The sequence below is a fragment of the Bacillus sp. 5mfcol3.1 genome, assembly GCF_900114335.1.
In the GTDB taxonomy this organism is placed as follows: Bacteria; Bacillota; Bacilli; order Bacillales; family Bacillaceae_G; genus Bacillus_A; species Bacillus_A thuringiensis_S.
Genome location: NZ_FOST01000006.1, coordinates 17315 through 35904 on the forward strand (window position 1 = coordinate 17315; position 18590 = coordinate 35904).

Consider the following 18590-nt stretch of genomic DNA (forward strand, 5'->3'; position numbering starts at 1 on the left):
CATCAACCTACCGAATGTTTTTTCAGTAAAGTTTGTACAAGTTTTTCCATCTCATCTAACGTTTCTTTATAAATAGAAAGCGAGCCTCCAAATGGATCTGAAATGTCCTTGCCTATACCTTCAGTTAATCCATATAACGTATTCAATTTCTTTTCAACACTCGGATAATGCCCAAGTACAATTTGTTTATGATTTTCTGTCATCGTTACGACAATATCAGCCCAATCAAGCAAAGTTTCGTTTACTTGCTGCGCGGTATGGTCAATTGAAATCCCTTTTTCAGCTAAAGCTTCCTTCGCATGTACCGATGCATCGCTCCCAGGATAGGCGAAAACACCGGCAGATTGTACTTCAAACCTATCTCCTCCGTGATGACGAAGCAACGCCTCAGCCATTGGACTACGACATGTATTGCCAGTACAAACAAATAATACTCGTTTCATCCAAACCCACCCCTATATTCGATTTCTTACCACTCATCATAACTTACATTAGAATAGAACAAAAGAAATGTGAATATACAAAAGGCGCATTTCTCTTATATTTTTTCTAAGAAAAATGCGCCTTATCCACATATATGTGAAACCCTATTTCCAAGTGCCCAGAGTATTTTAACATACCTACTGAATATGCAACAAAAATAAGGAATCCATTTCATACGAAACGGATTCCTCTTATACAGCAATTATTTCATTGTAACTTTCATTACTTCTGTTGAACCTTTTGTAGCTGTTACGCCTACAGTTGTCTTAATAGACTCAGCTGCATCTGTGTTTGTAATAACGATTGGAGTAATTGTGCTTTTCGCTTTTTCACGGATTAATTCTAAGTCGAATGAGATTAATTTATCTCCAGCTTTTACAGCTTGGCCTTCAGAAACGTGAGCTTCGAAACCTTCGCCTTCCATTTTTACAGTTTCTAATCCAACGTGGATTAAAATTTCTGTGCCATTTTTCGCTTTAATTCCGATAGCATGTTTTGTGTGGAATAATTGTACGATTTCACCATCAACTGGAGATACAACTACACCTTCAGTAGGATCGATTGCAACACCGTCACCCATCATACGACCAGCGAATACTGGATCTGGTACTTCTTCAATATTTTTCACTGCTCCAGTTAATGGAGCTACGATTGTTTCTTCATTTGTTTTTGAACCAAGACCGAATAATTTTTTAAACATAGGATAGTCCTCCTTATAATTTACCTAAAAGTTTATAGGGCAATCCCTAGTAAAGCTCGGGATACATGTAAGACTTCATACTTCGAATATTATACTGTAAAAACGCTTTCGAAATAAATTACGTCATTACTAATAGACTCTTATTGTAGCGCTTCACAAAATTCCAGTCAATTCTGATTGTCTGAATAACAATAAGAAGTTAACTTCTATTTATATTTTCTCTTTTTTTGCCCAACTTGTCTAGAGGTCTTTACCACATTTTATTTTTTGTTGTTAATTTGTAAAATTTAATTCAAACTTTTTTCAAAATCCACTTGACTAAAGTAAGTAACTATTTTATTATTACTTACGTAAGGTAAGTTAATAACTTTTAGGAGGTTTTTAAAAATGATGGATTTCGGTCTACTTATTATTCGTCTTATTATAGGAATTACATTCATGGGTCATGGCGCTCAAAAATTATTTGGTTGGTTCGGCGGTTACGGTTTAAAAGGAACAGGTGGCTGGATGGAGTCAATCGGTTTACGCCCTGGTGTATTTATGGCATTTATGGCTGGCGCAACTGAATTACTAGGTGGTTTCTTATTCGCATCAGGTATTTTCATTGTAGTTGGTTCATTATTTATCGTTGGAACAATGTTAATGGCTATCTTCACTGTTCACGGAAAAAATGGTTACTGGGTAACACAAAATGGATATGAATATAACTTAATGTTAATCGCTGTTGCTGTTGGTGTAGCTTTAATCGGACCTGGCGCATACGTTTTACTTTAATTTTTATCTCAGATTTGAGATTCTTGAAAAAGAACTTACTTCATTACAATTGAAGTAAGTTCTTTTTATGAAACAAAATATTATTTCCAGCAGGATTTTCTCATCGTTATCTTGTAAACAAACAATAAGTATTCATATTTAGAAAGGGGATTACAAGCATGTTATCCATTAATCCAAATGAACAAACTGAAAAAGATAATTACAAATTACTTACTGGAAGTATCATCCCTCGCCCTGTCGCATTCGTTACTTCTTTAACAAAAGACGGTGTATTAAACGGCGCACCATATAGTTATTTTAATATTGTCGCTGCTAATCCACCACTTATCTCAGTATCTGTACAACGAAAAGCCGGAGAAAGAAAGGACACTTCCCGAAACGCAATTGAAAAAGGTGAATTTGTCGTACATATTTCTGACGAATCATATGTAGCAGCAATTAATGAAACAGCAGCTAATCTCCCGCCAAATGAAAGTGAAATTGAACTAGCAAAACTAACACCAATTGAAAGTGAAGTCATCTCCGTTCCAGGTGTAAAAGAAGCAAATATTCGAATGGAATGCGTATTAGAACGTGCAATTCCACTTGGTGGAACAGAAGACTCACCAGCTTGTGATCTACTAATTGGACGCGTCGTTCGTTTCCACGTTGCCGAACATCTATATGAAAAAGGGCGCATTCACGCAGAAGGACTCAAACCAATAAGCCGCCTAGCAGGACACAACTATGCAAAATTAGGAGAACAATTTGAATTAGTTAGGCCAGTTTAAAAGCGAAAGCGGCTCGCTCATGGGAGGGGGATGGAGCTTCTGACGTAGAGGCGCTTTTTGCCTCGCAGGAAGACGCGAAGCCACCGACCATTCTAGCCGCTGGAACTGGATAATATCTAAAAGCGGAAGCGGCTCGCTCAGAATCGATTCCTGCCATCACTTAAACATAAAAACCCCCTGCTTTTTAGCAGGGGATTTTTATCATTGTAATTCTTCCTTCTTTTCCTCTAAAGTAGGCAGTTTTTCTTTTTTCGGTTTCCCTAGCTTAATTACGAAGAAGTATAGGGAAAGCAGTGTAATAAGAAAAACAATTAAAAACGGGTACGGAGAGTAAAAGGCACGTGCCGCCTCAGTCTTTCCCGCAACAAATTTCAATGACTCAATATCTAAAAACTCAGCAAACATTTGTACACCGAGCATACTAAACCAAAAAACAAAAAAACTAATAATAACACCAAAAACTTGCTTCAATCTCGTCATTCATCTCATCCTTTCTATATCTGTAATTTTTAGTGCAATAAATATAGTACCAACAAAATATTCACAGAAAGGAACCATCTCACCATTCACGAATTAACTTAATACAACCTAACATCGAAATTTGCAAAATAATACCCCAAATTATAAGTATTCTTAGCCATCGAGGAAAGAAGGTTAAAAACTTAACATACCATTCCAATAGCTTGTTCATAATTCCCTCCCACATAAAATTATATAGGAAAAAGGATATATAATCCAAATCCAACCAAAATGATACCACCTACTATCTCACCATATGTACCGAGCATATCTTTCGCATGTCTCCCAATTAATAAACCAATCCACGCTAATAACATGCTAACAAATCCAAAAAGTAATATTGTAATGATTGTTTGTGCCCCATAAATACCAAGACTAAGCCCTACTGAGAAACTATCTATACTAACGCCAAATGCAAATACGAATAAGCTAATTCCAATAGGGGCAGTTCTAGTCTCTTCATTTTGTAAAATGGTCGAATATACGATATAAAAACCTAGTCCGATTAATAAAATAGCACCCGCAAAATGTGCAATATCTCCATATTTCTCTGATAAAAAACGACCTAGTACCATTCCTATAAACGGCATAATAATATGAAATATCCCTATCGTCATACCAATATACAGGATTTGTCTTAACTTTAGGGGCATCATCCCCATACCAAGACTCACCGAGAACGCATCCATCCCTAAGGCGAATGCCATAATTATTAAAGGTATTAGCTGTTCAAACGTCATTCATGCCCCTCCTTGGACGTGCTACTTCACAATATGCTTATCCAAGGAGAAATATTCTGTTTGCTAATCGTACCTTATCATTCAATAATAATATGATGTCCTGCCGCTTTTGTTAAACGATTCATAATAGCATTTCCTATTCCTTCATTAGGGAACGACTCACTAAAAATAACATCCACTTCACTTGCATCAAATGTTCTAAGTACATCATATAATTTAGTCGCAACGCTAGCTAAGTCACTTCGAACACCACAAGATAATATAACATCTGCGCTATATACATGCTGATACTCTTCCGTCGTTAATACGCCTACTTTAAATCCTTCTTCCTTTTTCTCATCTACAAGATGCTGAATAAACTCACGTGAGCCCTCAACAATACTAAGTGGTGCTTTCGGCGCATAATGTGTGTATTTCATTCCAGGTGATTTCGGTTTTTCCTTCTCATCCTTTAAAGCTGGATCTAAAGAAACGGTACCTATCACTGCTTCTAATTGTTCTTTCGTAATCCCACCTGGACGTAATATTGTTGGAACCGCGCTTGTACAATCAATTACAGTTGATTCAACGCCTACTCCAGTTGCACCACCATCAACAATACCTGCAATCTTCCCATTCAAATCTTCATATACGTGAGAAGCTAATGTTGGACTTGGACGCCCTGAACGATTCGCACTTGGTGCCGCAACAGGTACATTCGCCTCTTCAATAAGAGCAAGTGCAATTGGATGATCAGGCATTCTTACTCCAACCGTATTAAGTCCTGCGGTCACCTTCTCTGAAATCCCTTCTTTTCTCGGCAAAATAATTGTTAATGGCCCTGGCCAAAAATGCGCCATTAACTTCTCTGCAACTGGTGGAATTTCTTTCACAATGCCATCTAACTGAGATTTTGTACCTATGTGGACAATGAGTGGATTATCACTCGGTCTTCCTTTCGCTTCGAAAATTTTTGCGATTGCTTCATCATCCATCGCGTTTGCACCTAACCCATAGACTGTTTCCGTAGGGAAAGCAACCGCCTCATTTTCTCTTAATAATTTTGCTGCTTCTTGTAACTGTGGATAATATTTTTTTCTTTCCACAACATTATCCACAACCCACATATTTGTATGCATTTTTTTCCACGTCCTTTTCTACCCTTAAATACTTGTCTATTTTTAGTTTACTATGAGATTTATCCAAAAGACAAACAAGGTTTATCCACAAAATGTGGATAAACCTTGTTAATCCGTGGATAACTTTGTGAATAGCTGACAATTTAGTATTATTGCATTCTGCTCTTTTATATTTTTACAAAAATGTTCTAACTGTTGAATTCCCTCTGGAACCTCATCCTTTTCTATAGTAAAAAAGTCAAAGAACTGAAAGATTGGTACAGATTGTGGATGGTTTGTTAGTAAGTACAATTGTTGAACACTTTTTTCTTTCATATACTGCAAAAACATTTCAAAAAAATATAAGAAAGTCTGTTTATCCACATGAGGTGTGAATAAACAAGAACGAATAAGTACATCTTCCCCACTTTGTTCATAACCAATTACAGCTCGTATTTCTTCCGCCTCTTCCAAAATCATAAATTGTGCGTACAACTCATTTATTTTATCATCTTTTTTATTAGCTTGTCCGAAAAAAGAATGTAATCTTTCCACATCTGCCTTCGTAGCAAAATACACTTTCTTCATAATAAATCCCTCCTCATTTTTATATATGAGGAGGGATTTATTAATAGTACTATTTAGAGAATAAAGATGTAAAAGCTTCTACAATAAACAATTTAACTTCTGGCTTTTCTTCTTCCTCTTCTACTTTTACATACTCATTTTGCTTTTCTTGTTTTTTCTCCACAGGTTTCTCCACTTTTTCCACAGTTTTTGTTTCTTCTTTGCTTACAGGCTGCTCTTCGACTTTTGTTTCATTTTTTACTACTTTCTTTTCAGAAGATGTTACTTTTTTTACTACTTCCTGTTTTACAACTTTCGTTTCTTTTACCTTATCCACTTTCTTCTCTTCTGTATTTACTACTTCCTCATCTAGTTGTTTCACCTGCTCCTCTTCAGGAGATTCCGCCTTCACAACGTGCTCTTCTTTTCTTACAGCTGTCCCACTCGAAAAATCTAAGAAACACATTGGTGGAAATAATACACACCACCAGTTCGCCCCTTCACCTTCTCCAATTGTAATCAATACCGCTTCATATTCTCCTGCTGGATAAATAAAATTCCCATATACCTTTGTAGGAAACTTTACATTCTTACTAAATTTCACTTGAAATGATTCTTTACTTCCTTCTCTTTTTAACGTATTTTCCACCGTTTTCTCGATTTCTGGAATATGACTTTGAATTACTTTGCGCGCCTCTTCAAATGAAGTTAAATCCGCTACCCATCCATCAATTTGTGCTTTTACTTCATCACGCACTTTACGCTTTAATGCCTGATCTTTATCTGAATCACTATTTGCTAAAATGCGTAATCGAACGGCCTCTTTCGGAATAACTGAAGGCCCTTTTGCATCAGCTTTCATATATCCAAACTGCACAAGTAACTGTGCACCAATTAATAGTATAAGAAGATAAGCAATAACTTGTTTTTTCATTTCCTCCACCGTCCCCTCTACAAACAGTGTGGACAGACTTTCATATTTCTAAACTATTAAATTCAAAATCTATATGAATTTTCCCACAAAAAAATGGAGTAAGGTGTGAACCTTACTCCATCTCTGCAAATACCATACGGTCTTTTCCGTTAATATCAAAAACAACCTCAACATGGGCATGTGGAAAAGCTTGTTGTAACAATCTTTTTACATCCTCACCTTGTCCTACTCCAATTTCAAACGCTACAATTGCTTTCTCCTGCAACACATTCGGCAATTCTTCCATAAAACGGCGATAAAAATCTAATCCGTCTTCTCCACCAACAAGCGCTCTCTTCGGCTCATGCTCTTTCACAACAGGAGAAAGACCACGCCAATCCTCTTCCGGTATATATGGAGGATTTGAAACAACAACATCTAGCTTTTGACCCGTTTTATCAAATGGTGACAATAAATCACCGTGATAGAACGTTACTTCTGCACCTAAAGCTTTTGCATTTTCTTTTGCAACTTCAATCGACTCTTGTGCAATATCTACTGTATACACGTGGAGATTTTTATTTTCTAAAGCAAGCGTAATAGAAATCGCTCCACTACCTGTGCCTATATCTGCTACATGTAGTTCCTTGTCGCCAAAATGGCGCTCAATTCTTTCTAATACTCCTACTATAAGCTCTTCTGTTTCCGGTCTTGGTATTAATACTTCTTCATTCACAAAGAACGACCGGCCATAAAACATTTCATAACCAATCATATATTGAATAGGAATACCTTCTACATGCTTGTGGATAAACTCCGTAAAGCTTGCCTCTTGTTCCTCATTTATTTCTTCACGCATATTCATAAGTAATCCTGTTCTGTTCATCTTTAATACATGACAAAGGACAATTTCTCCCGCATTTTCATCTCGTCCATTTTCCTGTAAAAAAGAAGAAGCCCATTTCAGGGCTTCATAGACACGCATTACTCAGCTGCCTCCATCCTTTGAGCCTGATCTTCCATCACTAAGGCATTGATGAAATCATCTAACTTACCTTGTAAGATTTGATCTAGCTTTTGAATCGTTAAACCGATTCGATGGTCTGTAACACGGTTTTGCGGGAAGTTATACGTACGAATACGCTCTGAACGATCACCCGTACCAACAGCTTGTTTACGGTTTTGATCATATTCAGCTTGTGCTTCTTGTCTAAACTTATCATAAACACGTGCGCGTAATACTTTCATCGCTTTTTCTTTATTCTTAATTTGTGATTTCTCATCCTGACAAGATACAACTACACCAGTCGGTAAATGCGTTAAACGTACCGCTGACATCGTTGTATTAACACTTTGTCCACCAGGACCACTAGAAGCGAATGTATCAACACGAACATCTTTCTCGTGAATGTCGATTTCTACTTCTTCTGCCTCTGGTAATACAGCTACAGTTGCTGTAGATGTATGAATACGTCCACCAGATTCCGTTTCAGGAACACGTTGTACACGGTGAGCACCATTCTCGAATTTCAGCTTCGCGAAAGCACCTTTACCGTTAATCATAAAGATAATCTCTTTATATCCACCTAACTCTGTATAGCTAGCCTCGATAATTTCTGTTTTCCAACCTTGAACCTCAGCATAACGGCTATACATGCGGTATAAGTCACCAGCAAATAAAGCGGCCTCGTCGCCACCAGCAGCCCCACGAACCTCAACGATAACGTTCTTATCATCATTAGGGTCCTTTGGAACTAGTAAAATTTTCAGACGTTCTGATAACGTTTTTTCTTGTGATTCTAACTCAGAAACCTCTTCTTTTACCATGTCACGCATTTCTGCGTCTAACTTCTCTTCTAACATTGCTTTCGCATCTTTTAATTGCTCACGAACATCCTTATACTCACGATACACCTCTACCGTTTCCTGTATATCAGACTGTTCCTTTGAATATTCACGAAGTTTATTTGTATCGCTAATAACCTCTGGGTCACTTAACAATTCATTTAACTTCTCATAACGATTTTCTACAGCTTGCAAACGATCTAACACATCATTCACCTCTACATCCTAGTATCTAATACAAATAGTATATGGTACTTACTCAAAAAAACGCAAATTATATTTAAAAGTGGCGGTGGCTCTTTCAGCTCTGACCAGCTAAGGTTCTTTCGACCTAAAGGTGCTTTTTACCTTTTGGGCGGAAGGTTCTTAGATGCGAAGAGCTAGCCACCAGAACTAGATATATTTAAAAGCGTAAGCGGCTCACACCAACCACACTCTCTATTCTGAAAAAAACCCGCCTTGCGCAGCGAGTTTTACTTATCTTTGTTTGTAGGAACTGCATGACAATGACGACAGCGTGGCTCATACGATTCTGAAGCCCCAACTAAAATAATCGGATCATCAAATGCCGCTGGTTCTCCATCAATTAATCGTTGTGTACGACTTGCCGGAGATCCACATGCAGAACATACTGCTTGTAGCTTTGTTACATGTTCAGCAATCGCCATCAGCTGAGGAACTTGTCCAAATGGTAGACCACGGAAATCTTGGTCTAAACCAGCTACAATGACACGATAGCCACGATTTGCCAATACTTGCACCACTTCCACAATGTCCCCATCAAAGAATTGTACCTCATCGATTGCAATTACATCCATATCTTCAGTGATATGTTCAAATATATCTTTTGAAGCTGAAACAGGAACTGCTTTTACCTTTAATCCGTTATGTGATACAACGTCTTCTTCACTATAGCGATTATCAATACATGGTTTAAATACAATTGCATGTTGTTTCGCAAATTGCGTACGGCGCACACGGCGGATTAACTCTTCTGATTTACCAGAAAACATACTACCGCAAATCACTTCAATCCAGCCATTTTGATTTATTAAGTACATGAAGCTCTCCTTTCATCTACTTTTTAGTTAAAAGTAGGGTAAAGGTATAATATTTTCACAAAAAAAACAGACAAGCGAATACATACACTTGCCTGTTTTATGTTTTTATTACTTGATACCGTATTTCTTATTGAAGCGATCAACGCGTCCGTCTGCAGTAGCAAACTTCTGACGTCCAGTGTAGAATGGGTGAGAATCAGAACTGATCTCAACTTTTAGTAATGGATAAGTGTTACCATCTTCCCACTCAACAGTTTCGCTAGAGCCTTTAGTAGACCCGCTTAAGAATTTGAAGCCTGTGTTTGTGTCCATGAATACAACTTTCTTGTAATCTGGGTGAATTCCTGCTTTCATTCTTTTCATCTCCTTCCGCCCTGAATCATTTTCGAAACAGAGTTTTTCATCTTCAGCTGCATACACAACTATATTGATGAAACACATATGATGAAATTATAACAAGGCTAACTTCATTTTGCAACTACCTGTTTTTGTCTTTTGAAATTTAAAGTGTAGACGGCTCGTTTAGCTCTGACTGGCTAAGGTTCTCTCGCACAAAAGGTGCTTTTTACCTTTAGTGCGGGAGGTTCTTAGACACGAAGAGCTAGCCGTCGGAACTAGATACAATTTAAAAGCAGAAGCGGCTCGTTCAAAATGGGAGGGGATGGAGCTTCTGACGTAGAGGTGCTTTTTACCTCGTAGGAAGACGCGAAGCCACCTACCATTCTAGCCGCTGGAGCTAGATATCATCTTAAAGTGGAGGCGGTTCGTTCTGCTCTGACCAGCTAAGGTTCTCCCACTTATTTCTCTCTTTAATATCACCTAAAAGGCATAAAAAACTCGCTTACTATAAAATAAGCGAGTCCCAATCTTTTCCCTTTACTTAGTTGTTACATATCTTTTCGAGTCTGCAACAATGTTTTGTAAAAATTCTTCGTTTGTCTTCGTTTGACGAAGCTTACGTAAGAAACTTTCAACAAAGTCTGGTGTATCACGCATTGTTTTACGAATGCCCCATAACTTGTCTAAATGCTCTTTTGGAATTAATAGATCTTCTTTACGTGTACCAGAACGACGAATATCAATCGCTGGGAAGATACGACGTTCAGCTAACGAACGATCTAAGTGAAGTTCCATATTTCCAGTTCCTTTAAATTCCTCGTAAATAACATCGTCCATACGAGATCCTGTATCAACAAGGGCTGTTGCTAAAATCGTTAAGCTACCGCCTTCTTCAATATTACGTGCCGCTCCAAAGAAACGCTTCGGTCTATGGAAAGCCGCTGGGTCGATACCACCCGATAATGTTCTACCACTTGGCGGAATAACGAGGTTGTAAGCTCGCGCTAAACGGGTAATACTATCCATTAAAATGATAACATCTTTTTTGTGCTCTACAAGACGCATTGCACGTTCTAACACAAGTTCAGCTACTTTAATATGATTTTCTGGTACTTCATCAAAAGTAGAACTTACAACGTCGCCCTTAACAGAACGTTCAATGTCTGTTACTTCCTCTGGACGCTCATCAATTAAAAGCACAATTAATTCTGCTTCTGGATGATTTGTTGTAACACTGTGTGCAATTTCTTTTAATAGACTTGTTTTACCAGCCTTTGGAGGCGCAACAATTAAACCACGTTGTCCAAATCCAACTGGTGCGATTAAATCCATGATACGTGTCGGTAACTTTTTCGGTTCCGTTTCCAATTTCATTTGGCGATCTGGGTATAATGGTGTTAATGCAGGGAAATGCACACGCTCTTTTGCTGAATCTGGATCATCTCCGTTTACAGCTTCAACTTGTAATAACCCAAAATAGCGTTCATTTTCTTTCGGAGGTCGTACTTTACCAGAAACTTTGTCTCCATTACGTAAATCGAAACGACGAATTTGCGAAGCTGAGATATAAATATCTTCTGAGCTTGGAGAATAGTTGATAGGACGTAGGAATCCAAATCCTTCTGATTGAATAATTTCTAATACGCCTTCCATGAAAAAGAAACCTTCTTTTTCTGCTCGAGCTTTCAAAATAGAAAAGATTAACTCTTTTTTCGTTAACTTGCTATAATACGAAATCTTAAATTCTTTCGCAAGCTCGTATAACTCTTTTAATTTCATGTTTTCTAATGCTGCAATTGACAAATTCATTCAGACACCACACTTTAACGTTATTCTCTTTTTTCATGGGTAAAGGGAAAAAATACGGAAGGCAAATAATTAATAATGAAAGGCAATAAGTTCAAGTAGGGTAATATTCACTATTGTAACCCTTTTATCTAGTTTTAATCAATACGTTGGAACACAAATACAAGAAGCGAAGACAAGAAAAGTTGTCTTCGCTTCTTATTTAATTTAGTTCCGGCTCCGATAGTTAAAAAGATCGACCATTTTAACCTTTCTGAACGAGCCGCTTACGCTTTTTACTTAATCCAGCTTCAGCAGCTAGAATGGTCGGTGGCTTCACTTCTTTCTGCGAGGCAAAAAGCGCCTCTACGTCAGAAGCTCCATCCCCCTCCCATTCTGAACAAGCTGCTTACGCTTTTTACTTAATAACCAAGTTCGGTTTTTTATTTAAGCTATGACGACCATCTACGAAGCGAACTGTGCCTGATTTTGCACGCATAACAAGAGATTGTGTTGTTCCTACGCTACCTTTAAATTGAACACCACGTAATAGTTCACCATCTGTTACACCTGTTGCTGCAAAGATTGCATCGTCACCTTTTACTAAGTCCTCCATACGAAGGATACGATTAATGTCTTCTATGCCCATTTTTTTACAACGTGCTAATTCAGCTTCGTTTTGTGGCAATAGTTTTCCGTGAATTTCTCCACCTAAACATTTTAAAGCAACTGCTGCTAATACACCTTCAGGTGCTCCACCAGATCCAAATAGAATATCTACACCTGTACGGTCAAACGCTGTATTAATTGCTCCAGCTACATCTCCATCATTAATTAATTTAATGCGAGCACCAGCCTTACGAATTTCTTCGATAATTGCTTGGTGACGTGGACGGTTTAAAACTGTTGCTACAACATCTTCAATGTCTTTATTTTTCGCTTTCGCAACTGCACGTAAGTTATCAATAATAGGCGCATCAATGTCGACTGCCCCAACTGCTTCTGGGCCAACCGCGATTTTATCCATGTACATGTCAGGAGCATGTAACAAATTACCGTGATCTGCAATTGCAATAACAGCAAGAGCATTCCAGCCACCAGCTGCTACGATGTTTGTCCCTTCTAAAGGATCAACCGCAACGTCTACACGTGGTCCATATCCTGTACCTAATTTCTCTCCGATATATAGCATTGGTGCTTCATCCATCTCACCTTCACCAATGACAACTGTACCTTTCATCGGAATTGTATCAAATACATCACGCATAGCTGATGTTGCTGCACCGTCTGCCTCATCTTTTTTCCCGCGCCCCATCCAACGCGCTGATGATAATGCTGCAGCCTCTGTTACACGTACTAACTCCATAGATAAACTTCTTTCCACAATAATCCCTCTCCTTTAAGTCTTTATATTTCTGCCGTATTTTGTGAACCGTGTTTTTCTATAAAGTGTACTTCCGCAAGTAGTGATGCTTCGCTTCCCCCTTACGGAAGTATCACTTATGCGTTCTTCATCTCTTCAATTTCTTGTTTTGTCATTTGTTCTCGCCAAATGTTTGCTCCAAGCCCTTTAAGCTTGTCCACTATATTCTCATAACCTCGATCAATATGCTCAAGTCCTGTTACTTCTGTAATTCCATCTGCCATTAACCCTGCAATAACAAGTGCTGCTCCCGCTCGTAAATCACTCGCCTTCACTTTTGCACCTTGCAGTAACACAGGACCAGTTACAATTGCCGAACGACCTTCTACTTTAATTTGAGCATTCATACGACGTAATTCATCAATGTGTTTGAAACGGGCACCGTAAATTGTATCTGTTACAACTCCCGTCCCGTGTGCTTTTGTTAAAAGCGTCGTAAAAGGCTGTTGTAAATCTGTTGGAAAACCTGGATATACAAGCGTTTTGATATCAACTACTTTTAACTTTCTATTACCGTTCACTGTAATTTGATCATCATTCGTTTCAACTTGAACACCAGCTTCTCTTAGCTTAGCAGTAACTGATTCTAAATGCTGAGGAATAACGTTATCAACCGTTACTTCTCCTCCTGACGCAGCTCCTAGAATCATATACGTACCAGCTTCAATACGATCTGGGATGATAGTATGGTGACAACCATGTAAAGAGTCCACACCATCTATTCGGATTACATCTGTACCGGCACCTTTAATACGTGCTCCCATGCTTGTTAACAATGTAGCTACATCAATAATCTCGGGCTCTTTCGCTGCATTTTCAATAACAGTTCTACCTTTTGCTCGTACAGCTGCTAGCATAATATTAATCGTAGCCCCCACACTAACAACATCTAAATAAATACGTGCTCCATGTAGTTCATCTGCTCTTAAATAGATAGCACCTTGTTCATTTGTAACATGTGCACCTAGCGCTTCAAACCCTTTAATATGCTGATCAATCGGCCTCGGTCCTAAGTGACATCCACCCGGAAGCCCAATAACAGCTTTTTTAAAACGGCCAAGCATCGCACCCATTAAATAATAAGAAGCGCGCAATTTTTTCACTTTTCCATTTGGCAAAGGCATTGCAACCATGTTAGAAGGATCGACTACCATCTCTTCCTCCTGTCCATAAGTTACTTTCCCTCCAATTTCCTCTAGTAAGTCGCCTAACATTTTCACGTCCGAAATATTAGGGACACCACCAATAGTTACTGGAGTATCTGCTAAAATTGTCGCTGGAATTAATGCAACGGCACTGTTCTTTGCACCGCTTACTCGAATTGTTCCATTTAAAGCTCTTCCGCCTTCAATTAGCAATTTTTCCATATTGAGCTCCCTTCTTGTGAATGTATTTACTTTCTATCTTTTCATAGAAAGCTCCCCTTAAGAATCTCAATTACTCTTTCCATCCCAAAACTCAATAAATAGGAAACCATTATCTCCATTTCTCCTGTAGCACGAATAGATAAAGATCAACTATTCATCGAATTCACTTTATCAATTTAGATACGTTATCACATTTATTAATAGGACTATGCACATTATTTTCTATTTAAAAACCAAAAATGATAAAATCTTTCGACTTGTTCACGCTTTCATTATACAACGAAAGGAAACCGTCTAAAAGACTAGACGGTTTCCAAAACGGAATTTTATTCTTACGCTTTACCGTTAGAACCGAACTCACGCATTTTACCAGCAACAGTTGCTTTAATAGCGTCGCGGCCAGGTCCAATAAATTTACGAGGATCGTAAACTTCTTGGTCTTTGTTTAATACTTCACGAACAGCTTTTGTAAACTCGATTTGGTTCTCAGTGTTTACGTTGATTTTTGAAGTACCTAAAGAGATAGCTTTTACGATATCAGCAGTTGGGATACCAGTACCACCGTGTAATACTAAAGGTACGCCAGTGAAGTCACGAACTTGTTCCATTTCAGCGAATCCTAAGTTAGGCTCACCTTTGTAAGGACCGTGTACAGAACCTAAAGCTGGAGCTAGGCAATCGATACCTGTTGCTTCAACAAGGTGCTTACACTCTGCTGGGTCAGCGTAAATTACGCCTTCAGCGATTACGTCGTCTTCTTGTCCGCCAACTGTTCCAAGCTCAGCTTCAACAGATACGTTACGAGCGTGTGCGTATTCTACTACTTGTTTAGTAGTTTCAACGTTTTCTTCGAATGGGTGGTGAGAAGCGTCGATCATTACAGATGTGAAACCTGCATCGATTGCTTCTTTACATTTTTCGAAGCTTGAACCATGGTCAAGGTGAATCGCTACAGGAACAGTGATGTTCATTTCTTCGATTAAAGCTTTAACCATAGCTACAACTGTTTTGAAACCAGTCATATGACGAGCTGCACCCTCAGATACACCTAGGATTACAGGAGATTTTTCTTCTTCCGCAGCAGCTAAGATAGCTTGAGTCCACTCTAAGTTGTTCATGTTGAATTGACCAACTGCGTATTTTCCTTCTAGTGCTTTGTTTAGCATTTCTTTCATAGAAACTAAAGGCATGGTGAATCCTCCTAAAAAACGTTTTTTGTATCCGATAAGTTCTTATCGCTGGTAGTATGACCAGAATAAGGTAAAATATGTATATCTACATACCGGACTTTTTTCTACACTCAATAGGATAACAACTTGTACTCAAAAACTCAACCGTATTCACCTGCACAATAGTCCATGTAAACGCTTTTTTCCATATTTTTTATAAAAAATTCATTTTTACGCCTCTACAGCGAGCTCATTTCTCACAGCTTGACGAATTTCATCAATATCAAATGGTTTAGCAAAATGCATTAAAGCTCCTAAATCTTTTGCTTCTTGGATCATATCAAGCTCTCCATAAGCAGTCATTAAAATGACTTTAATACTCTCATCAATTTCTTTTACATGCTTTAAAATCTCTATACCATCCATGCCTGGAATTTTCATATCTAACACTACTAAATCTGGATTATCTTTTTTCACGATATCTAAAGCTTGAAATCCATTCGCTGCTTGGAATGTCTGATAACCTTCTTTTTGGAACACTTCATGTAATAACACACGAATCCCATATTGATCATCAACAATTAAAATTTTACCTTCCATAATTCCCAACCTTTCTGTGTAAGTACAAGATTTAAAGCTTCTTATATCTTAACGATTTATTTTCGCTATTCTTTGGCAAATTCCTTCCTATTCTTTCTTATTTTACCGTTTCCTATTTTGTTATGCTACCCTACGATTTCACCTTTCTAAAAAAATAAACTATAATGAAAGCCGGCAAGCACGTACGAAGGGAGTAATATTATGTTAAAAATTTTTTCAACTCAATTAAGTGGTTATTTCTCCAAAATTTCTCAAAAAGAAGAAATGAATATAGAAGATAGCGCTCGTTTACTTGCTCAAGCACTAGTTAGCGATGGTTTCATTTATTTATATGGTACAAATGAAATGGAGGGCGTTGTTGCCGAAGCACTATTCGGTGCTGAACCATTGAAGCAAGCAAAACGCTTATTTGAAAATGGTAAAGAAGCAGACGTAACCTCTGCGGATCGTGTACTTCTTATTAGCCGTTTTTCAACAGATGAAGCGGTTGTAGAAATTGCAAAAAAACTACAAGAAGAGGGACACTCTATTGTCGGCATTTCTGCTCTTCAAGAAGGTACGGAATCACTGGAACAATATACAGACGTACATATTGATACAAAACTGTTAAAAGGTCTTATTCCAGACGATGAAGGTAATCGCTACGGGTTCCCAAGCTTAATAGTAGCTTTATTTGCTTATCACGGAATCAAATTTACAATTGATGAAATGTTAAATGAATATTAAAAAAAGCGCCTTATTTCAGGCGCTTTTTTTATTACTTGCTCTCTTTATTCGTAATAGAAGCTCTTACGAAGTCATGGAACAATGGTTGTGGACGGTTTGGACGAGAAACAAGTTCTGGGTGGAACTGTGCTGCCACGAACCAAGGGTGGTCTTTTAATTCAATGATTTCAACTAGACGGCCGTCTGGGCTTGTACCAGAGAATACAAATCCTTCTTTTTCCATATCCGGACGGAACTGATTGTTGAACTCATAACGATGACGATGACGCTCATATACAACCGGCTCATTATAAGCATTGTAAGCATTTGTTTCTTCAGCAAGCTTACATGGGTATAGACCAAGACGAAGTGTACCACCTAAGTCCTCTACATCTTTTTGTTCTGGTAATAAGTCAATGATTGCATATGGCGTATCAGGATTGATCTCAGAAGAGTTAGCACCTTCTAAACCTAATACATTACGTGCGAATTCGATTGATGCAAGTTGCATACCTAAGCAAATTCCTAAGAATGGAACTTTGTTTTCACGAGCATATTGAATCGCAACGATTTTACCTTCTACACCACGATCGCCGAAGCCACCTGGTACAAGGATACCATCTGTGTCTCCTACTAATTCTTGTACATTTTCTGCTGTTACGTGCTCAGCATTTACCCATTTTACTTCTACATCTGTGTCGAATGAGTAACCAGCATGACGAAGTGCTTCTACAACAGAAATATATGCATCTTGAAGTTCTACATATTTACCAACAAGAGCGATTTTTGTTTTCTTAGAAAGATTACGTACTTTGTTAACTAGCGCAGTCCACTCTGTCATATCTGCAGCTGGATTGTCTAATTTTAAGTGATCACAAACGATTTGGTCCATGTTTTGTTCTTGAAGAGATAATGGAACCGCATATAAAGTATCTGCATCGCGAGCTTCGATAACTGCTTTTGTATCGATATCACAGAATAATGCAAGCTTGTCTTTCATATCTTGAGAAACAGGCATTTCTGTACGAACAACGATAATGTTTGGTTGAATACCTAAGCTACGAAGTTCTTTAACACTATGTTGCGTTGGTTTTGTTTTCATTTCACCCGCTGCTTTTAAGTACGGGATTAACGTACAGTGAATGTACATTACATTGTCACGACCGATGTCGCTCTTAATTTGACGGATTGCTTCTAAGAATGGTAGAGACTCGATGTCACCAACAGTTCCACCGATTTCTGTAATAACAACATCCGCATTTGTTTCACGACCAGAACGATATACGCGTTCTTTAATTTCGTTAGTGATGTGAGGAATAACTTGAACCGTTCCTCCTAAATATTCACCGCGACGCTCTTTTTGAAGAACTGAAGAGTAAATTTTACCTGTTGTTACGTTGCTGTATTTGTTTAAGTTAATGTCGATAAAACGCTCATAGTGACCAAGGTCTAAGTCAGTTTCTGCGCCATCATCTGTTACGAATACCTCACCGTGTTGATATGGGCTCATAGTCCCTGGGTCTACGTTAATGTATGGATCAAACTTTTGAATCGTTACGTTTAAACCACGATTTTTTAAAAGTCTTCCAAGAGATGCTGCTGTAATACCTTTTCCTAAAGACGATACTACACCGCCTGTTACAAAAATATACTTAGTCATGAAAAAGCTCCCTTCTATTTTGCTGTTATATAATCACCGTTGCAAAGCGCAACGTATGTAGATAACACTGTAT

Annotated in this window: 20 protein-coding genes; 3 read left to right on the top strand and 17 right to left on the bottom strand. The window is 38.1% G+C overall.

Features of this window, described 5'->3' with window-relative positions:
• Nucleotides 1-2: 2 nt before the first annotated feature.
• Nucleotides 3-443, bottom strand: coding sequence for a low molecular weight protein arginine phosphatase (locus BM089_RS23895; RefSeq protein ID WP_000832375.1), 441 nt, complete (start codon nucleotides 441-443; stop codon nucleotides 3-5).
• A 242-nt stretch (nucleotides 444-685) separates the two neighbouring features.
• Entirely contained in the window at nucleotides 686-1183 is a 498-nt protein-coding gene (locus BM089_RS23905) for a PTS sugar transporter subunit IIA (protein WP_000473666.1), read from the bottom strand.
• A 387-nt stretch (nucleotides 1184-1570) separates the two neighbouring features.
• Between BM089_RS23905 and BM089_RS23910 the strand changes: the two genes are divergently transcribed.
• Nucleotides 1571-1957, top strand: a complete 387-nt coding sequence (locus BM089_RS23910) for a DoxX family protein (RefSeq protein WP_000968616.1) — start codon at nucleotides 1571-1573, stop codon at nucleotides 1955-1957.
• 158 nt (nucleotides 1958-2115) lie between these two features.
• On the top strand, nucleotides 2116-2727 hold the full coding sequence (locus tag BM089_RS23915; RefSeq protein ID WP_000949046.1) for a flavin reductase family protein: 612 nt from the start codon (nucleotides 2116-2118) through the stop codon (nucleotides 2725-2727).
• 201 nt (nucleotides 2728-2928) lie between these two features.
• Here the strand turns inward: BM089_RS23915 and BM089_RS23920 are convergent, their stop codons facing one another.
• The 14 genes from BM089_RS23920 to spo0F all read right to left on the bottom strand — a co-directional run bounded on the left by BM089_RS23920 (nucleotide 2929) and on the right by spo0F (nucleotide 16152).
• Nucleotides 2929-3207: a DUF3935 domain-containing protein gene (locus BM089_RS23920; protein WP_023523563.1), complete on the bottom strand. Its 279-nt coding sequence runs from the start codon at nucleotides 3205-3207 to the stop codon at nucleotides 2929-2931.
• A gap of 230 nt (nucleotides 3208-3437) precedes the next feature.
• Nucleotides 3438-3986, bottom strand: coding sequence for a manganese efflux pump MntP (locus BM089_RS23925; protein WP_000142475.1), 549 nt, complete (start codon nucleotides 3984-3986; stop codon nucleotides 3438-3440).
• Nucleotides 3987-4063: 77 nt separating this feature from the next.
• Nucleotides 4064-5104: an L-threonylcarbamoyladenylate synthase gene (locus BM089_RS23930; protein ID WP_000557351.1), complete on the bottom strand. Its 1041-nt coding sequence runs from the start codon at nucleotides 5102-5104 to the stop codon at nucleotides 4064-4066.
• Between the two features lie 108 nt (nucleotides 5105-5212).
• On the bottom strand, nucleotides 5213-5671 hold the full coding sequence (locus BM089_RS23935; RefSeq protein WP_000758437.1) for a GNAT family N-acetyltransferase: 459 nt from the start codon (nucleotides 5669-5671) through the stop codon (nucleotides 5213-5215).
• A gap of 49 nt (nucleotides 5672-5720) precedes the next feature.
• Nucleotides 5721-6584 (bottom strand): stage II sporulation protein R, encoded by an 864-nt coding sequence (gene spoIIR / locus BM089_RS23940; RefSeq protein ID WP_000745068.1) that lies wholly within the window; start codon nucleotides 6582-6584, stop codon nucleotides 5721-5723.
• 112 nt (nucleotides 6585-6696) lie between these two features.
• Nucleotides 6697-7548: a peptide chain release factor N(5)-glutamine methyltransferase gene (prmC, locus tag BM089_RS23945; protein WP_001267022.1), complete on the bottom strand. Its 852-nt coding sequence runs from the start codon at nucleotides 7546-7548 to the stop codon at nucleotides 6697-6699.
• Nucleotides 7548-8615 (bottom strand): peptide chain release factor 1, encoded by a 1068-nt coding sequence (prfA, locus tag BM089_RS23950; RefSeq protein ID WP_000887066.1) that lies wholly within the window; start codon nucleotides 8613-8615, stop codon nucleotides 7548-7550. Before prfA ends, prmC begins: the two co-directional genes overlap by 1 nt.
• A gap of 266 nt (nucleotides 8616-8881) precedes the next feature.
• Nucleotides 8882-9469: a thymidine kinase gene (locus BM089_RS23955; RefSeq protein WP_000280851.1), complete on the bottom strand. Its 588-nt coding sequence runs from the start codon at nucleotides 9467-9469 to the stop codon at nucleotides 8882-8884.
• A gap of 108 nt (nucleotides 9470-9577) precedes the next feature.
• A complete protein-coding gene (locus BM089_RS23960) occupies nucleotides 9578-9823 on the bottom strand; it encodes a type B 50S ribosomal protein L31 (RefSeq protein WP_000643435.1) in 246 nt (81 codons plus the stop codon).
• Nucleotides 9824-10345: 522 nt separating this feature from the next.
• Nucleotides 10346-11617, bottom strand: coding sequence for a transcription termination factor Rho (rho, locus tag BM089_RS23965; RefSeq protein ID WP_001053903.1), 1272 nt, complete (start codon nucleotides 11615-11617; stop codon nucleotides 10346-10348).
• 394 nt (nucleotides 11618-12011) lie between these two features.
• Complete coding sequence (gene glpX / locus BM089_RS23970) at nucleotides 12012-12977, bottom strand: class II fructose-bisphosphatase (protein ID WP_000442336.1); 966 nt, start codon at nucleotides 12975-12977, stop codon at nucleotides 12012-12014.
• Between the two features lie 116 nt (nucleotides 12978-13093).
• On the bottom strand, nucleotides 13094-14383 hold the full coding sequence (gene murA, locus BM089_RS23980; protein ID WP_000413248.1) for a UDP-N-acetylglucosamine 1-carboxyvinyltransferase: 1290 nt from the start codon (nucleotides 14381-14383) through the stop codon (nucleotides 13094-13096).
• 332 nt (nucleotides 14384-14715) lie between these two features.
• A complete protein-coding gene (locus BM089_RS23985) occupies nucleotides 14716-15573 on the bottom strand; it encodes a class II fructose-bisphosphate aldolase (protein ID WP_001131856.1) in 858 nt (285 codons plus the stop codon).
• 210 nt (nucleotides 15574-15783) lie between these two features.
• Nucleotides 15784-16152 carry a sporulation initiation phosphotransferase Spo0F gene (gene spo0F, locus BM089_RS23990; RefSeq protein WP_000398594.1) on the bottom strand — a complete coding sequence of 123 codons (369 nt, stop codon included), beginning with the start codon at nucleotides 16150-16152 and terminating at the stop codon, nucleotides 15784-15786.
• A gap of 201 nt (nucleotides 16153-16353) precedes the next feature.
• On the opposite strand from spo0F, the gene BM089_RS23995 reads away from it, so the two are divergent.
• The gene (locus BM089_RS23995) at nucleotides 16354-16878 is read left to right on the top strand and encodes a DUF2529 domain-containing protein (protein WP_090978283.1); all 525 of its coding nucleotides are present in this window, start codon (nucleotides 16354-16356) and stop codon (nucleotides 16876-16878) included.
• Nucleotides 16879-16909: 31 nt separating this feature from the next.
• Here BM089_RS23995 and pyrG read toward each other — a convergent pair whose 3' ends face one another.
• A complete protein-coding gene (gene pyrG / locus BM089_RS24000; RefSeq protein WP_000170461.1) occupies nucleotides 16910-18517 on the bottom strand; it encodes a CTP synthase in 1608 nt (535 codons plus the stop codon).
• Nucleotides 18518-18590 lie beyond the last annotated feature (73 nt).

Coding starts and splice junctions, on each gene's coding strand:
- BM089_RS23895 (WP_000832375.1), bottom strand. CDS start 443: ATGAAACGAGTATTATTTGTTTGTACTGGCAATACATGTCGTAGTCCA.
- BM089_RS23905 (WP_000473666.1), bottom strand. CDS start 1,183: ATGTTTAAAAAATTATTCGGTCTTGGTTCAAAAACAAATGAAGAAACA.
- BM089_RS23910 (WP_000968616.1), top strand. CDS start 1,571: ATGATGGATTTCGGTCTACTTATTATTCGTCTTATTATAGGAATTACA.
- BM089_RS23915 (WP_000949046.1), top strand. CDS start 2,116: ATGTTATCCATTAATCCAAATGAACAAACTGAAAAAGATAATTACAAA.
- BM089_RS23920 (WP_023523563.1), bottom strand. CDS start 3,207: ATGACGAGATTGAAGCAAGTTTTTGGTGTTATTATTAGTTTTTTTGTT.
- BM089_RS23925 (WP_000142475.1), bottom strand. CDS start 3,986: ATGACGTTTGAACAGCTAATACCTTTAATAATTATGGCATTCGCCTTA.
- BM089_RS23930 (WP_000557351.1), bottom strand. CDS start 5,104: ATGCATACAAATATGTGGGTTGTGGATAATGTTGTGGAAAGAAAAAAA.
- BM089_RS23935 (WP_000758437.1), bottom strand. CDS start 5,671: ATGAAGAAAGTGTATTTTGCTACGAAGGCAGATGTGGAAAGATTACAT.
- spoIIR (WP_000745068.1), bottom strand. CDS start 6,584: ATGAAAAAACAAGTTATTGCTTATCTTCTTATACTATTAATTGGTGCA.
- prmC (WP_001267022.1), bottom strand. CDS start 7,548: ATGCGTGTCTATGAAGCCCTGAAATGGGCTTCTTCTTTTTTACAGGAA.
- BM089_RS23955 (WP_000280851.1), bottom strand. CDS start 9,469: ATGTACTTAATAAATCAAAATGGCTGGATTGAAGTGATTTGCGGTAGT.
- BM089_RS23960 (WP_000643435.1), bottom strand. CDS start 9,823: ATGAAAGCAGGAATTCACCCAGATTACAAGAAAGTTGTATTCATGGAC.
- rho (WP_001053903.1), bottom strand. CDS start 11,617: ATGAATTTGTCAATTGCAGCATTAGAAAACATGAAATTAAAAGAGTTA.
- murA (WP_000413248.1), bottom strand. CDS start 14,383: ATGGAAAAATTGCTAATTGAAGGCGGAAGAGCTTTAAATGGAACAATT.
- BM089_RS23985 (WP_001131856.1), bottom strand. CDS start 15,573: ATGCCTTTAGTTTCTATGAAAGAAATGCTAAACAAAGCACTAGAAGGA.
- spo0F (WP_000398594.1), bottom strand. CDS start 16,152: ATGGAAGGTAAAATTTTAATTGTTGATGATCAATATGGGATTCGTGTG.
- BM089_RS23995 (WP_090978283.1), top strand. CDS start 16,354: ATGTTAAAAATTTTTTCAACTCAATTAAGTGGTTATTTCTCCAAAATT.
- pyrG (WP_000170461.1), bottom strand. CDS start 18,517: ATGACTAAGTATATTTTTGTAACAGGCGGTGTAGTATCGTCTTTAGGA.